The organism is Paraburkholderia sp. PAMB 6770 (assembly GCF_057748135.1).
The window spans coordinates 1954943-1970142 of record NZ_CM173239.1 but is presented as its reverse complement, the minus strand read 5'-3'; the positions used below and the strand labels follow the sequence as shown (position 1 = coordinate 1970142).

At 69.9% G+C, this 15200-nt stretch carries 15 protein-coding genes; 10 read left to right on the top strand and 5 right to left on the bottom strand.

Going from position 1 to position 15200, the window contains the following annotated elements; translation table 11 throughout:
• Positions 1 to 426: 426 nt before the first annotated feature.
• The 6 genes from AC3AP7_RS26130 to AC3AP7_RS26105 all read left to right on the top strand — a co-directional run bounded on the left by AC3AP7_RS26130 (position 427) and on the right by AC3AP7_RS26105 (position 6706).
• Complete coding sequence (locus AC3AP7_RS26130; RefSeq protein ID WP_487363196.1) at positions 427 to 1848, top strand: M23 family metallopeptidase; 1422 nt, start codon at positions 427 to 429, stop codon at positions 1846 to 1848.
• A 403-nt stretch (positions 1849 to 2251) separates the two neighbouring features.
• Positions 2252 to 3661: a DUF2252 domain-containing protein gene (locus AC3AP7_RS26125; protein ID WP_487363195.1), complete on the top strand. Its 1410-nt coding sequence runs from the start codon at positions 2252 to 2254 to the stop codon at positions 3659 to 3661.
• 169 nt (positions 3662 to 3830) lie between these two features.
• The gene (locus tag AC3AP7_RS26120; RefSeq protein WP_487365024.1) at positions 3831 to 4571 is read left to right on the top strand and encodes an SDR family oxidoreductase; all 741 of its coding nucleotides are present in this window, start codon (positions 3831 to 3833) and stop codon (positions 4569 to 4571) included.
• 57 nt (positions 4572 to 4628) lie between these two features.
• Positions 4629 to 4871: an oxidoreductase-like domain-containing protein gene (locus AC3AP7_RS26115; RefSeq protein ID WP_487363194.1), complete on the top strand. Its 243-nt coding sequence runs from the start codon at positions 4629 to 4631 to the stop codon at positions 4869 to 4871.
• 251 nt (positions 4872 to 5122) lie between these two features.
• Positions 5123 to 5977: an NAD-dependent protein deacetylase gene (locus tag AC3AP7_RS26110; RefSeq protein ID WP_487363193.1), complete on the top strand. Its 855-nt coding sequence runs from the start codon at positions 5123 to 5125 to the stop codon at positions 5975 to 5977.
• Positions 5978 to 6079: 102 nt separating this feature from the next.
• Positions 6080 to 6706, top strand: coding sequence for a DUF938 domain-containing protein (locus AC3AP7_RS26105; RefSeq protein ID WP_487363192.1), 627 nt, complete (start codon positions 6080 to 6082; stop codon positions 6704 to 6706).
• Here the strand turns inward: AC3AP7_RS26105 and AC3AP7_RS26100 are convergent.
• The gene (locus AC3AP7_RS26100) at positions 6690 to 6914 is read right to left on the bottom strand and encodes a hypothetical protein (protein WP_487363191.1); all 225 of its coding nucleotides are present in this window, start codon (positions 6912 to 6914) and stop codon (positions 6690 to 6692) included. The two genes, AC3AP7_RS26105 and AC3AP7_RS26100, sit on opposite strands and share 17 nt — an antisense overlap.
• Before the next feature lie 91 nt (positions 6915 to 7005).
• Here AC3AP7_RS26100 and gndA point away from each other — a divergent pair, with 91 nt between their 5' ends.
• Positions 7006 to 8421: an NADP-dependent phosphogluconate dehydrogenase gene (gene gndA / locus AC3AP7_RS26095; protein WP_487363190.1), complete on the top strand. Its 1416-nt coding sequence runs from the start codon at positions 7006 to 7008 to the stop codon at positions 8419 to 8421.
• A gap of 148 nt (positions 8422 to 8569) precedes the next feature.
• On the opposite strand, the gene AC3AP7_RS26090 is transcribed toward gndA, so the two are convergent.
• Together AC3AP7_RS26090 and AC3AP7_RS26085 are read right to left on the bottom strand one after the other, a co-directional pair.
• On the bottom strand, positions 8570 to 9292 hold the full coding sequence (locus AC3AP7_RS26090; protein ID WP_487363189.1) for a DUF2968 domain-containing protein: 723 nt from the start codon (positions 9290 to 9292) through the stop codon (positions 8570 to 8572).
• Between the two features lie 145 nt (positions 9293 to 9437).
• Positions 9438 to 9758, bottom strand: a complete 321-nt coding sequence (locus tag AC3AP7_RS26085) for a hypothetical protein (protein WP_487363188.1) — start codon at positions 9756 to 9758, stop codon at positions 9438 to 9440.
• Between the two features lie 281 nt (positions 9759 to 10039).
• Here AC3AP7_RS26085 and AC3AP7_RS26080 point away from each other — a divergent pair, with 281 nt between their 5' ends.
• The 3 genes from AC3AP7_RS26080 (at position 10040) to ltaE (ending at position 12710) form a co-directional block, all read left to right on the top strand.
• A complete protein-coding gene (locus AC3AP7_RS26080; protein ID WP_487363187.1) occupies positions 10040 to 10351 on the top strand; it encodes a cupin domain-containing protein in 312 nt (103 codons plus the stop codon).
• A gap of 127 nt (positions 10352 to 10478) precedes the next feature.
• Entirely contained in the window at positions 10479 to 11240 is a 762-nt protein-coding gene (locus AC3AP7_RS26075; protein ID WP_487363186.1) for a peptidoglycan DD-metalloendopeptidase family protein, read from the top strand.
• A 462-nt stretch (positions 11241 to 11702) separates the two neighbouring features.
• The gene (gene ltaE / locus AC3AP7_RS26070; protein ID WP_487363185.1) at positions 11703 to 12710 is read left to right on the top strand and encodes a low-specificity L-threonine aldolase; all 1008 of its coding nucleotides are present in this window, start codon (positions 11703 to 11705) and stop codon (positions 12708 to 12710) included.
• A gap of 299 nt (positions 12711 to 13009) precedes the next feature.
• Here ltaE and AC3AP7_RS26065 read toward each other — a convergent pair whose 3' ends face one another.
• Complete coding sequence (locus AC3AP7_RS26065) at positions 13010 to 14377, bottom strand: MFS transporter (RefSeq protein ID WP_487365023.1); 1368 nt, start codon at positions 14375 to 14377, stop codon at positions 13010 to 13012.
• Positions 14378 to 14882: 505 nt separating this feature from the next.
• Entirely contained in the window at positions 14883 to 15110 is a 228-nt protein-coding gene (locus AC3AP7_RS26060; RefSeq protein WP_487363184.1) for a hypothetical protein, read from the bottom strand.
• Positions 15111 to 15200 lie beyond the last annotated feature (90 nt).

The following is a 15200-nucleotide window of genomic DNA, read 5'->3' as shown; positions in this document are numbered from 1 at the left end:
GCGAACCGCGAGTCAGACGATGTCAAGGGTGCTTGTCGGTGGAGGGCTGACGTGTCCTCCCGTTGAGCAGTGCATCAAGCCGGACGAGTCTGATTTTTTCGCGCCGTTTTTGTCCGTACACTCGCAGGTTCTGTTGCCGGGCCACCGTGTTCCGTCCTTGCTTGTTGCCCATTGCCCATTGCCCGTTGCCGGTTGCCCATTGCCGGCGCGAGGGCGGCCGTTTTGCAGCAGACCCTTCCGACTGCCGGGTGCCTTGTGCGCGCCCCTGCACGCCTCGCGTGCGCCGGCAGCCTTCTGGTTGAACTGCGGGTTGAACTGCGAGACTGTCAAACGATGATGTGGTTGTCGTATCGAAGCAAGTCCCCTGAGCGTTCGCAACGCTCTTCCTTTGCATGGCACCCTGCCGCGCGCTTCCTGAAGCGGGTCTTGCAGACCTCGCGGATCTCGCAGACCTCGCAGACCTCGCAGACCTCGCAGACCTCGCAGACCTCGCAGACCTCGCGGATCTCGCGGATCTCGCGGATCTCGCGGACCTCGCCGGTCGCGCGGTCCCGCGCGGCCATCGCGGCTGCGCTGGGCGCGGCGCTCGCGCTGCTCGGGTCGGGCGTCGCGCATGGCGCGCTGCCGCCGTCGCAAGCGGGGCGCGTCGGCGCGCCCGACCCCGCGCGCGTAGCGTTCGCGCCGCCCGCGCCGCATCCAGGATGGGCAGCCGGCGCGCAGACGGGCGGGCCGTCCGTGCTGCGGCGCGATCTGCTCACGAACCCGTCGCTGACGCTGGCGCCCGATCAGGCGGTACTGGTGGCGATGTGCCGGCGCTATCTCGCGCCGTGCACGGCGCCCAGGTCCGCCGGCGGCACGCCGGACGCGGCGCGGTCGTTTGCGTCGTTGCTGGCGTCGCCGCCTGGGTCGTCGCCTGTGTCCTCGTTCGCGTCTTTGTTTGCGTCTTCGCTTGCCTCGCCGGCGGACGCGGGCGGCTGGTACGACGGCGCGCTGGCGGCCGGACCGCACGGCACGTGGCAGCTCGTCGGCTTGCCGGACGACCTCGCAGCCGAGGTCAAGGCAATCTTCGCGGATCCGTTCGGCGGTGCGATGCAGGCGAGCCCGCAGGACCGCTATCGGGTCATCCATGAACCGGCTGCGCACGCGACGCACGCTGCGCCGGGTGTCCCGGGTGTCCCGGGTGTCCCGGCTACGCCGGCGCAGCGTCGCGTGAGCGCCGTCGAATTGCGCGCCGCGGGACGTACCTATACGGCCGTCTGGTTCGAGCCGGCAGGCGGCGGCACGGGGGCGTACTACTCGTTCGACGGCGCGCATCCCGGTGCGCAGCCTTTTGCGATGCCGGTCCCGCGCGCACGGCTGAGTTCTCCGTTCGGCTACCGGCTCCACCCGGTGACGCGCCAGCGCGTGCTGCATGCCGGCATCGATCTCGCCGCGCCGTCCGGCACGCCGGTGTGGGCGGCGGCGGCCGGCACGATCGGCTACGTGGGCGCCGGCCGCGGATACGGGCGCTATGTTCTCGTGTATCACGCGCACGGCTATGCGACCCGGTACGCGCATCTGTCGGCGTTCGCGCCGGGGCTGCGGGTGGGGATGCCGGTCGGGCAGGGCGCGCCGCTCGGCGCGATCGGACGCAGCGGAGTATCGACCGGCGCACACCTGCATTTCGAGGTGCGTCTGAACGGGCAGCCGGTCGATCCGCTCGGCGTCACGGACGTCCCCGGCGCCCCGCTGCTCGCGGGTGCGCAGCGCGCGGCGTTCGAGCGGACCGTCGAACGCGCGCGTGCGAAGCTCGACGCCGTCGCGTCTCACCAGCATGTGGCGTCAGACGCGTTCCCTGTGTATCGCTAATGACGCACAGCGCCGCGTTGTTGCACGTCGCACATGTTGCCCGGCGTGGTTGCCCGGCGTGGCGGCAGGACTGCGTGTGAGCGACACGGGCGGGCTCGTTCGCCCGATCGCCGCGTCTTGCCGGGTCGGTTCGTTATCCTGATCAGAATGCGTGGTGCATCGGTTGACGCGCATCGGTTGACGCGCCCCCGCGCCGCTCTCGCCCGCGATGCGCGCCGGCGTGCCGCCGCGCATCCTTGGCACGTCCGTCGCCGTACTTGCGCGGCGCGGGCGTGCACGCTCTAATACGGCATCGTGGACACCCGCGCCGCGCCGCGGCCCACGGCCGGCTCTCCCGCAGGTGCGGCCGGCGCCGTCGGCGCGGCGCGGGGCCGCCCGGCAGACCATTCCAACGGAGGAGAGCATGAAAGCCAGCACCATCGCGCAGCGGGAGGCGCGCGGCAAGGCGGCGCGCGAGCACTCGAAGCGCTCGCTCCATCGCGGCGTCGGCGATCTGCATCGCGATCCCGTCGCGCTGCTGCGGCAAAGCAGCGAGGGACGCGTGACGAAGCTGGTGCCGCTGCGCTACGGACGGATGGCGGAGTCGCCGTTCGCCTTCCTGCGCGGCAGCGCGATCCTGCAGGCGCACGACCTCGCCCGCGGGCCGGCGACCGGCCTCGTGATGCCGATCTGCGGCGACTGCCATCTGCTGAACTTCGGCGGCTTCGCGACGCCCGAGCGGCGGCTCATCTTCGACCTGAACGACTTCGACGAAGTCGCGACCGGCCCGTTCGAATGGGACCTGAAGCGGCTCGCGGTCAGCCTGGTGGTGACCGCGCGCCATATGCGGCTGAGCCGCGGCGTCGCGCATGACCTCGCGATGACCGCGCTGACCGAATACCGCGACCGCGTCGCGCAGTACGCGCAGGGCGGCGCGCTCGAACTGTGGTACGAGCACATCTCGTTCGAGCGCATGAGCGAGACCGCGCTTACCCAGGAGCGCCGCCGCACCGTGCGGCGCGCGATGGAAAAGGCGGCGGGCCGCACGCACGAGAGCATGCTGGAGAAGCTGTGCGAGCAGCACGGCGAGCACTTCGAGATCCGCGACGCGCCGCCCGCGCTCTTTCACGTGCACGGCGCGAACACGCTGTTCGAGCCGGAGGACGACTGGTTCAGGATCGGCGACTGGCGCAGGCTCATCGAGCCGATGTACGCGAGCTACCTGAAGACGCTCGCGTACGACCGCCGCGAGCTGCTCAGCCATTTCTCGACGCAGGACCTCGTGTTCAAGGTGGTGGGCGTCGGCAGCGTCGGCACGCGCTGCCTCGTGCTGCTCAATACCGACCACCTCGGCAAGCCGCTGTTCCTGCAGATCAAGGAAGCGCGGCCGTCGGTGATTTCGCGCTACTTCGAGGCGCCGTCGCCGCTTCACGAAGGCGAGCGGGTGGTGCGCGGGCAGCGCATGCTGCAGGCGGCAAGCGACATCTTTCTCGGCTGGGCGAGCGGTCCGTCGGGACGGCATTTCTATTTTCGGCAGCTGCGCGACATGAAGCTGTCGGCGAACGTCGAGCTGTTCGACAACGATCTGCTGACGGGCTACGCGCAACTGTGCGGGTGGGCGCTCGCGCGCGCGCACGCGAAGGCGAGCGGGCTAGCGATCGAGCTGCGCGCGTACATCGGGCGCAGCGACCAGTTTGCCGAAGCGCTGACCGACTACGCGCTCGTGTACGCGAATCAGGTCGAGCGCGATTACGACGCCTTCCTCGCGGCTTGCCGCAGCGGCGAGCTCGAAGCGCGCAACGACGACGACATGGCGGCGGACTTTCTCATCTAGCGGGGCCGCGCGGGCCGTGCGGCCCCGCTGCCCGCATCCGCGAGCCGTGCGAGGATGCGGGTGACGGAAGCCGCCCGGGTTTCCGCTCACCCGACAGGAGGGGGCGATAGTGACAGGCACAGGCACAGGCACAGGCACAGGCACAGGCACAGGCACAGGCACAGGCAGGATCGCGCTCGTGACGGGCGCAGGCAGCGGCATCGGCCGCGCAAGCGCGCGCCGGCTGCTCGAACGGGGCTACTGCGTGGTGCTGGCAGGCCGCCGCCGCGCACCGCTCGACGCGCTCGTCGAGGAAGCCGGCGCGCGGGGCGCGCAGGCGCTCGCGGTGCCGTGCGACGTCAGCGATCCAGCCAGCGTCGCGATGCTCTTCGAGACGATCCGCACGCGCTACGGCCGGCTCGACGTGCTGTTCAACAACGCGGGGCGCAATGCGCCGCCGGTCGAGATCGACGCGCTGTCGGTCGACGACTGGCGCGCGGTGGTCGACACCAACCTGACGGGCGTCTTCCTCTGCACGCGCGCGGCGTTCGGTTTGATGAAGGCGCAGATGCCGCGCGGCGGGCGCATCATCAACAACGGATCGATCTCCGCGCATGCGCCGCGGCCGCACAGCATTGCCTACACGTCGACCAAACACGCGATCACCGGACTCACGAAGGCGGTGTCGCTCGACGGCCGCCCGTACGACATCTGCTGCGGACAGATCGACATCGGCAACGCGGCGACCGAAATGGCCGCCCGGATGGCGCGCGGCGTGCCGCAGGCGAACGGCGAGATCGCGGCGGAGCCGCTGATGGACGTCGAGCAGGTCGCCGACGCGGTGCTGCAGATGGCCGAGCTGCCGCTGTCGGCGAACATCCTGTTCATGACGATCATGGCGAGCAAGATGCCGTTCGTCGGGCGCGGCTGACGGCGGCGTGCGCCGGCGCGTCTTATACTGTGAGTTCGCCTGAACCGGGACTTCGCCATGACGCGTGCTTCGCACAAGGGGCCGTTGCGCGGCAACCCGCGTGACGACGTGGGCACCCCCCCGGGCGACGACCCTCCTCCGACGCCGCCCGTCGCGCCCAGCCCGGATGCGTGTTGCGGCAACGGTTGCGATCCGTGCGTCTACGATCTCTACGAAGCCGCCCTGCGGCGTTACGAAGCGGCGCGAGCCGAATGGGCGGCGCGCCACGGCCGGCCGGCGAAGCCGCGCGGCCGTCGTTGACCGGCGTGCCGGCGCTATGTGACGACCGACGATGACACGCGACAAGACTCGAGGACATGCGATAAGACGCGACCGCCCGCGACGACACGCAACCGCCCGCGACCGCCCGCAACCGCACGCGACCGCACGCGACCGCCCGCGACGACCCGCGACCGCATGCGACCACCCGCAACCGCCCGCGACGACCCGCCGGAATACGCCGGGCCGCGCGCCGGCCCCCACCCCGACGTGCGCCGCCCGCAGGACTGCCCATGACCGAATGCCCTTCATCGACATTGCCTGAATCGTCCCCTGACGCGCTGTACGATTTCATCCAGCGCCACCCGCGCGTGTTCGTGCTGACCGGCGCGGGCATCAGCACCGCTTCCGGCATTCCCGGCTACCGCGACGCAAACGGCGACTGGCAGCGCTCGCCGCCGATCACGCTGCAGGCGTTCCTCGGCTCCGAGGCGTCGCGGCAACGCTACTGGGCGCGCAGCATGCTCGGCTGGCCGGTGCTCGCGCAGGCGCGCCCGAACGCCGCGCATCGCGCGCTCGCGCGGCTCGAGGCCGCGCGGCGGCTGACTGCGCTCGTCACGCAGAACGTCGACGGGCTGCACCAGGGCGCCGGCAGCGAAGCGGTGATCGAACTGCATGGCAGCATCGGCGCGGTGCAGTGCCTCGATTGCGGGGCCGCGCACGCGCGCGCGACGATCCAGCAGCAGCTTGAAGCGGACAACCCGGCGCTGCGCGCCGTGCGCGCCGAACCGGCCGCCGACGGCGACGCCCATTTCGACGACGACCCCGGCAGCTTCCGCATTCCCGCCTGCCCGCGCTGCGGCGGCCTGCTGAAACCGGCGGTGGTGTTTTTCGGCGAGAACGTCCCGCGTCCCCGAGTCGAAGCGGCGACGCGCGCGCTCGAAGCCGCCGATGCGGTGCTGGTGGTCGGATCGTCGCTGATGGTGTATTCGGGGTATCGTTTCTGCGTGTGGGCGCAAAAAATGGGCAAGCCGATTGCCGCGGTCAATCTGGGCCGCACCCGCGCCGATCCGCTGCTCGCGCTGAAGGTCGAGGCGCCGTGCGGCGATGCGCTCGGCGCCCTGGCGGCGCGCGTTGCCCCGGCGTGACGCGCGCGGTTCGCCGTCAGGTCCGGTGCGCGCTTTGTCGCGCGGTTCGCCGCATCGCGCGCCCGATTCGCCGATAATGTGCGGCATCAGGAGGCCACCCCCATGACATCCGACTCCGACCCGGAATTTGCATTGCGCCAGCGCGCGCCTGCCGCCGAGCGCAACCGCGAGCCGATCCTCGCGGTGCTGCGCGACGTGCTGCCGGCGCGCGGCGTCGTGCTCGAAATTGCCAGCGGCACCGGTCAGCACGTGATGCATTTCGCCGCCGCGCTGCCCGCGCTCGACTGGCAGCCGAGCGACCCCGATGCCGGCGCGCGCGCGTCGATCGCCGCATGGACCGCGCATGCGGCGCTCGCGAACGTGCGCGCGCCGCTCGATCTCGACGTCGAGTGCACGCCGTGGGGCATCGATGCCGCCGCCGCGCTGCTGTGCATCAACATGATCCATATTTCGCCGTGGAGCGCGACGCTCGCGCTGTTCGACGGCGCGCGCCGCGTGCTCGGCGCGGGCGGCATCCTGTACCTGTACGGCCCGTACCGGCGCGGCGGCGCCCACACGGCGCCGAGCAACGCGGCCTTCGACGAACAGTTGCGCAGCCGTCATCCGGCATGGGGCGTGCGCGATCTCGAACAGGTCGTCGCGCTAGGCGACGCACACGGGTTCGACTGCGGCGAGCCGATCGGGATGCCGGCGAACAATCTCAGTCTGGTGTTCACGAAACGCAAGTGAATGCGGGTATGAACGCGCGCATGAACGCGCACAGGAACGCGCACAGGAACGCGCACAGGAACGCGCGCAGGAACGCGCGCAGGAACGCGCGCAGGAACGCGCGCAGGAACGCGCGCAGGAACGCGCACCGATGACGCCGGTCTGATCCGGGCTTCGCCGCGGCTTCGGTGTCGCGCGCGGGCCGCATGCCGTTCTGCGAGCGGTGCATGGCCGTTTATTTTATGCTTGCATCCTTGAGGCCGCGCGGCGAGGGCAGCAGGGGCGCGGCGTCCCGACATGACGGAATCTGGAGAATTCAAATGGGCAAACAGGCAATCGGCGTAGTGGGGCTCGCGGTGATGGGGCGCAACCTCGCATTGAACATCGAAAGCCGCGGGTATGCGGTGTCCGTGTTCAACCGCAGCCGCGAAAAGACCGACGAGCTGATCGGCGAATTCCCCGACCGCAAGCTGGTGCCGAGCTACACGCTCGAAGCGTTCGTCGAATCGCTCGAAACACCGCGCCGCATCCTGCTGATGGTGAAGGCCGGCGAGCCGACCGACGCGACGATCGCGTCGCTCAAGCCGCTGCTGGAGAAGGGCGACATCCTGATCGACGGCGGCAACACGCACTTCACCGACACGATTCGCCGCAATCAGGAGCTCGCGAAGGCGGGCCTGCATTTCATCGGCACCGGCGTATCGGGCGGCGAGGAGGGGGCGCTGAAAGGCCCGTCGATCATGCCGGGCGGTCAGCGCGACGCATACGACCTGGTTGCGCCGATTCTCACGCAGATCGCCGCGCGCGCGCCCGACGGCGAGCCGTGCGTCGCTTACATGGGCCCGGACGGTGCGGGCCACTTCGTGAAGATGGTGCACAACGGGATCGAGTACGGCGACATGCAGCTGATCGCCGAGAGCTACGCGGTGCTCAGGCAGGTCGCGGGCCTGACGAACGCGGAGCTGGGCGCGGTCTATACCGAGTGGAACACGGGCGAGCTCGACAGCTATCTGATCGAGATCACGTCGAAGATCTTCGGCAAAAAGGACGAGGCGACCGGCAAGGACCTCGTCGACGTGATCCTCGATCGCGCCGCGCAAAAGGGCACTGGCAAGTGGACCAGCCAGAACGCGCTCGACCTCGGCGTGCCGCTGCCGCTCATCACCGAGTCGGTGTTCGCGCGCGTGCTGTCGTCGCTCAAGACCGAGCGGGTCGCGGCGAGCAAGGTGCTGCGCGGACCGTCGCCGCAGGCGTTCGGCGGCGACCGCGCGGCGTTCGTCGAAGCGGTGCGCCGCGCGCTCTACTTCAGCAAGGTGATCTCGTACGCGCAGGGTTTCGCGCAGTTGCGCGCGGCCTCCGCCGAGTACCACTGGGATCTCGATTTCGGCACGATCGCGAAGATCTTCCGCGCGGGCTGCATCATTCGCGCCCGTTTCCTGCAGAAGATCACCGATGCCTACACCAGGGACAAGGCGCTCGCGAACCTGCTGCTCGACCCGTACTTCAGCGACATCGCCGCGCAATACCAGGGGGCGCTGCGCGACGTGGTGGTGGCGGCCGTGCAGGCCGGCGTGCCGGTGCCGGCATTCGCGTCGGCGATTGCGTATTTCGACGCGTACCGTTCGGAGCGCCTGCCGGCCAATCTCGTGCAGGCGCAACGGGATTTCTTCGGCGCGCATACGTTCGAGCGCATCGACCAGCCCGGCAGCTTCCACGCGAACTGGTCGCAGGGCTGAACGGCGCGCCCGGACGCGTCGTCTCAAGCGGGTTAAGGGTTTACGCCTGGCTGTCGCCCCGGCAGCCGCGCGGGCCGCGTCGGGCGGCCCGCACGCCGCTCACTTTCAATCCTTACGCGCCTGGGCCGTCGATGGCGTGCAGCGCGTTCTAGCGCGTGGGCAGATGCGGCACGCCCTCGCTGCTCGCGACGTTCAACTGGTGGATCTGCCGGAACGCCTTGTTCAGTTGCGCCTGCGCGGCCACGCGCTGCGCTTCGAGCTGCGCCACCTCTTTGCGCACCTGATGCTGGCGCCCGCTGACCGACTGCTCCTGGGCCGCGTTGCGCTGCAGGTTGCCGCGCAGCCGCTCGGCCTGCGCCTCGGACTGGGCGATCATCCGCGCGAGCTGTTCATTCTGCGCGGCAAGCTGGGCGCGGCGCGTCTCGCCTTCGGCAAGACGGCTCGCCTGCTCCTCGAAATGATGGAACGCGGCCTCGGCGGCATCGAGGTCGCCGGCCTTCACCGCGCGCCACAGCGAGCCGTCCTGATAGAGCGCCACGTAGTAGACGAGCGCATGCGCATGGAACAACAGGCTGACCGAGTAGTCGAAACTGCGGAACAGCCGGAATGTCGTGAGCGCATCCTCCTGCGCGAGCCACTCGAGTTCGACTGCGTCCGCGCTTTGCAGCGACTTGCCGTTCACCTGCGAGGGGACCGTGGGCACCGGCCGCAGCGTCGTGACCGGGCGGGCCGTCGACTCCTGGGGGTCGGAGACCTCCTCGGCGTCCTCGGGCGGCTCGCCGCGCGGCGCATGGCTGCCGAGGCCGATCGGCACGAGATGGGACGGGCCGGAGCCGGGTAGGGCGCTGCGTCGGTTCAGAAGACTTTTCACGGCGGTTCCTCTCAGGGGCAAGTCCGTCGTCGCGCGGTGCCGGCAGTACGGCGGTCGCCGGAGCGTCGGGCGTGGCGGGCGGGCAACGAAAACAGGGCAGTGGACAGGGCGCCGCGAGAGCGGCGCGTCGCGATGCTCGGTGAACTCAGTGCAAGGTGCGATGCCGGTGCGCGATCCCGTCGAAGAGCGCGCGGCTCGGCTCCAGCGCGAGCAGCCACGACTCGTCGTAGCCGCTCAGGGTGTCGAGCGCTTCGCGCAGCCGTTCGAGCGCGACGGCGGGAATTTCGACGCTTGCCTCGATGCCGCTCGACAGGCGGGCAATGCTGGCAAGCTGGACCAGGGCGTCGGCCGCTTCGGCCACGTCCGCCGCGAACACCAGGTGAGCGTTGAGCAACTCGACCAATCCAGAGGACGCCGCAACATCGTCGACGTTCAGTTGCACGGCCAGAAACGTGGCTTTGTTCATCCCCGGACTCCTTCGGAACTCAGGATGTGGCGGCGAGCGTCGGCGGCGGTACGTCGCATCGGCAAGACCCAGTATAGGCGAGCGTCCGCGGGTTGCAATGGCGAGGGCTCGCGGGCGGGCCGGACAGGCGGTTGCGCGGGCGATCGTACAAGCCGGCGTCATGGGCCCCTATAATGAGGGCGGCAGTGTCGCGGGGTCGTCCCGCTCATGCGCACGGGCAAGGGCTTGCACAGGGTGCGTAACGCGGCGGCGCGTACCGTCATTCAGTCTGCATGAGAAAAATGAAAGTCATTCGTAGCCGAAGCTTTACCGCAGAGCGCCCGTGGGGGGCAATGGAGATCGCCAGCATGCGCGGCATCACGACGCGCCTGCACTGGACCGATCAGCCTTACCGCTGGCACGTCAACGACGGCGAGGAAGTGTTCGCCGTGCTCGATGGGCGCGTCGAAATGCGGTACCGCGAGGCCGGCGTCGAGCAGTCGGTCGTGCTGGAAACCGGCGACGTGTTCTACGCGTCGGCCGGCACCGAGCACGTTGCGCATCCGCTTGGCGAGGCGCGCGTGCTCGTCGTCGAGACCGAAGGCTCCGTTTGAAACGGATGATATTGCTTCGGACCGCCAGGCAAGATGCGGCGCGCGGTGCGCGGCCGCCGTCCGCGTGGCGCGCCGCATCGGGGCACAGATGAAAAGATTGATGGACTCTTATGTCGAGGTTTTTCAGATGACAGATCAGTCACTTCGTACGGGTTTGCAACGCCTGCTCACCGCAACGGCCGTCGTGGCGCTCGCGGGCTGCACGATCACGCCGTGGGGAGCGTCGCCGGCGTCCGATAACGGCACGGCGGGCAGTTACAGCACCGGCGTGCCGGTCGAGCCCGGCTATTACCGGGTCAATCCGGGCGATACGCTGCCGGCCATCGCGGCGGCGTTCGGTCAGCGGCCACAGGACGTGGCGCGCTGGAACGGCTTGCAGCCCAATGCGTCGGTGACCGTGGGGCAGGTGCTGCGGGTCGCGCCGCCGCCGGCCTCGATGCCGGTTCCGCCCGCGGCAACCGCGGCCGCGCCGCAGCCGCAGTCCGGCGCGGCCGCGAGCACGGCGGCGGCGCCCGTGCCGGGCATGCTGAAATGGCCGCTGCAGGGGCCGCTCCTGAATACCTTCAAGCCCGGCGTGACGAAGGGCATCGTGATCGGCGGCTGGGTCGGCGAGCCGGTGAAGGCGGCCGCGGCGGGACGGGTCGTCTATGCGGGTGACGGGATCGAGTCCTACGGGCCGCTCATCATCATCAAGCACAGCGATTCGCTGATCACCGCCTACGGCCAGAACAGCGCGATGTTCGTGAAGGAAGGCGACGTGGTCACGCAAGGACAGACCATCGGCGAGGTCGGCACGGACAGCCGCGGGGTCGCGTCGATCCAGTTCGAAGTGCGTCAGGACGGCCAGCCGGTCGATCCGCTCGCGTGGCTGCCGAAACAGGGCGGCTAGCCGCTCCTTGAGGGGCACCCGCCGGGGCCGCCGCTTGTCGCGCGGGTGTCGCGCGGGCGTGGCGTGCCGGGCGGCCGGTTTTTTCGACCGCCCAGCGAGTGCACCGTTGTTCCGCCGAAGCGCTGGACCGCCGGACCGCCGGAGCGCCGAAGCGCCGAAGCGCCGAAGCGCCGAAGCGCCGGAGCGCCGGAGCGCCGGAGCGCAGGTCGCCTTACGGCCTCTCCTTTCTCGTTCCTTTCTTCGCCGCTCCTCCACGCCGATCGCCGCGCGAGCAGCCCGTATCGCGGCGCGGCTGGCGTGCCCGCGAATGGTTGCGCGCGCATCCAATGCGCCGGGAGCGCTTGCCGGCAACGCGCGGTTTTCAGCGCCGGCATAATTGAATACACTGTCCGGATTACCCGCTCCGCATGCCGCGCGACGCCGTTCGCCGTCCGCGCCCGTTCACTCCCACAGGATTCCCCGATGATCGATTTACGCAGCGATACCGTCACCCGCCCGAGCCAGCCGATGCTGGCGGCCATGATGTCCGCCGAGGTCGGCGATGACGTCTGGGGTGACGACCCGACCGTGCAGCGTCTGCAGGCCGTGGTGGCCGGATGGGCCGGCAAGGAAGCCGGGTTGTTCTTTCCGAGCGGCACGCAGAGCAACCTGGCGGCGCTGATGGCGCACTGCGCGCGCGGCGACGAATATCTGGTCGGGCAGGCGGCGCACACTTACAAGTACGAGGGCGGCGGGGCGGCGGTGCTCGGCAGCATCCAGCCGCAACCGATCGAGAACGCCGCCGACGGTTCGTTGCCGCTCGAGAAGATCGCCGCCGCCATCAAGCCGATCGACGATCACTTCGCCCGTACGCGGCTGCTCGCGCTCGAAAACACGATCGGCGGCAAGGTGCTGCCGGCCGATTATGTGGCGCAGGCCGTGCAACTCGCGCGCTCCCATCGTCTGTCGACCCATCTGGACGGCGCGCGCGTCTGCAATGCCGCCGTCGCGTCGGGGCAGCCGGTCGACGCGCTGTGCGCGCCGTTCGATTCGGTGTCGATCTGCTTTTCCAAGGGGCTCGGTGCGCCGGTGGGCTCGGTGCTGGCCGGCAGCCGCGCGCTGATCGAAAGCGCGCACCGCTGGCGCAAGATGCTGGGCGGCGGCATGCGCCAGGCGGGCGGGCTGGCCGCGGCGTGCCTCTATGCGCTCGAACACAACGTCGAGCGTCTCGCGGACGATCACGCGAACGCCGAACATCTCGCGGCGGGGCTCGCGCAGATCGAGTCGGTGACGGTGCTGTCGCAGGCGACCAATATGGTGTTCGCGCAGTTTCCCGCGCAGCATTGCGCGCCGCTCGAAGCGTGGCTGAAGGCACGCGGCATCCTGACGCAAATGCTGTACGCGTCGCGTTTCGTCACGCATCGTGACGTGTCGCGCGCGGACATCGACACGTTCGTGGCAGCGGTGAAGGCGTATTTCGCCGCGCATTGAGCGCATCGGACTGCGCGCGACACACACGTCCCTGCTGCGATGACGGCGTTGCGCGTGGTGTTTGCTGTCGTGCTGTGAAGGTGCTTGCTGCGAAGGCACTGTGAAGGTGCTTGCTGCGAGGGCACTGCGAAGGCACTGCGAGGGCACTGCCAGGGCACTGCGAGGGCACTGCGAGGGCACTGCGAAGGCACTGCGAAGGCACTGCGAAGGCATTGCGAAGGCATTGCGAAGGCGCTGCGAGGGCACTGCGAAGGCATTGCAAGAGCACTGCCAACGCCCCGCCCCCCCGCAAGCCGCCGCTATCGCCCCGCCGCGCGGGCCGCGGCGCCTCCGCGGTGCGACGGAGCCAGCAGGCGCAGCGCGCTCGCGACAGCCGCCAGCAGCGCGAACACCGCGCCGGCCGCCAGCGACAGCGTGGGCCCGTGCCGGCCGCTCATGCCGAAGCTCAACGCAACGAGCGCCGCGCCGGTCGTCTGACCCAGCAGCCGCGCCGTCGCGACGATGCCGCTCGCCCCGCCGCTGCGGTGCGGCGGCGCGCTGGCCATCAGTGCTTTCAGGTTCGGCGACTGGAAAAAACCGAAGCCCGCGCCACAGACCGCCATCCGGATCGTGATGTCGAGCACCTGCGGGTGCGCCGGCAGCAGCGCGAGCGATGCCATCCCCGCTGACAGGATCGCAAGGCCGATCGCGCCGAGCAGGCCCGGCGGGTAGCGATCGGACAGCCGCCCGGCAAACGGCGCGGCGAGCGCCACGACCACCGGCCAGGGCGTCATCAGAAAGCCGGTCTCGACCTGGCTGCGGTTCAGCAGGTCCTCGAAATAAAACGGCAGCGACACGAACGCAAGCCCTTGCGCGGCGAACGAGCAGACCGCGGTGAGCGCCGACAGCGCGAACACAGGCAGCCTGAACAGGTCCACCGGCAGCATCGGCGCGGGGTGGCCCGCTTCGCGGCGCAGCAGCAGCGCGCCGAACACCAGCGCGAGCACCGCGGCGACCAGCGCGTAGCGGGCCGGCTCGCGCTGCGCCGCTTCGGCGAGCGCGAAGATCAGCGCGGAAAACGTGACGACGTTCAGCAGCGCGGCAACCGGGTCGAATGCGTGGCGCCCGCGCGTCGTGTGCGGCAACGCGGGCAGCGCGAAGCCGAGCGCCAGCACGCCGAGCGGCACGTTGACCGCAAACAGCCACGGCCACTTGCCGAGCGACAGGATCAGCGACGCGACCGTCGGCCCGATCGCAAACGACACGCCGACCACCAGCGCGTTCAGCCCGACGCCGCGGCCAAGCCGGTGCGGCGGATAGAGGAAGCGGATCAGCGCGACGTTCACGCTCATGATCGCGCTCGCCCCGAGGCCCTGCAGCACGCGCGCGAGCGCGAGCATCGGCAGCGTGCCGGACAGCGCGCACACGAGCGAGGCCACCGTGAACGTCGCGATGCCGCCGATGTAAATGCGCCGGTGCCCGACGATATCGCCGAGCGCGGCGAACGGCAGCAGCGTCGCGACCATCGCAAGCTGATAGGCGTTGATGATCCAGACCGACGCGGCGGGCGCCGCATGCAGGTCGGTGGCGATCGTCGGCAGCGCGGTGTTGGCAATTGCCGTATCGAGCGTCGCGAGCGCGACGGCCAGCATGATGGCGGCCATGGCGCGCTGGTGGCTGGCCGACATCGGCGCGTCGGCGCGCAGCGGGACGTCGGGTGTCGGGCCTGGCTGTTCGGACAAGGCGAATCCCTGCGAGGTGGCGCGTCGGCGCACGCACGGCGCGCCGGGTTTCGCGCGGCGCGCCGCGCATCGGTGCGAGGACGCGGATCAACGGGTTGGTCGGGCAGGCGCGCGGGTGGTCGGCTGCGAGGATCGATCACCGGTCGCGAAGGTCGTCATTGTTGCAGAGATGGCGCAATCGTGCAGGCGGCCCGTCGGGCGCCTGCGCGCGCCGGGCCGGTCGTGCGTGTGTGTGGCGCGTGCGTGCGGTGCGTGTGGCGCGTTCGGTGCGCGCGGCGAGTGTGGCGCGCACGATGCAGCGGGTCGCGACGCGATCCGGCCCAAAGCAGGCGCGACTGCGCGCACGGTGACGACTCGGACGCGGTGGTCCGGCGTCTTTAACGCAACTAACGGTCCAGCGCGACCCGCATCCCCGAGCAGGGGCGTTTTCGCGTGCCGCCGTCCGCTCCTTTCAACTGAAAGACGCAAGCAGAATCGACAGCCGGCGAATATGCGCAGTGAATGCTTCGGTGGCTTCACGCCCGGCGGCGGCGTCCCGATGCGGCGATTCGGTCCGCTCGACCTGCGCATGGAAGCCGTCGGCGATCGCGCTGCGCGTCTCGGGCGGCAGCGCGCGGATCACCGAGATCAGCAGCAGTTCTTCGGCGTGCAACATGCCGAGCATGGTTTGTGCGTTCATGTTGACCTCCCGTGCGGCGAACCGGCCAATGGACGCGCGATACGCAGGCATCGGGGCGATGCGTGCCGCGCGTCTTACCGTGCGTTGGTA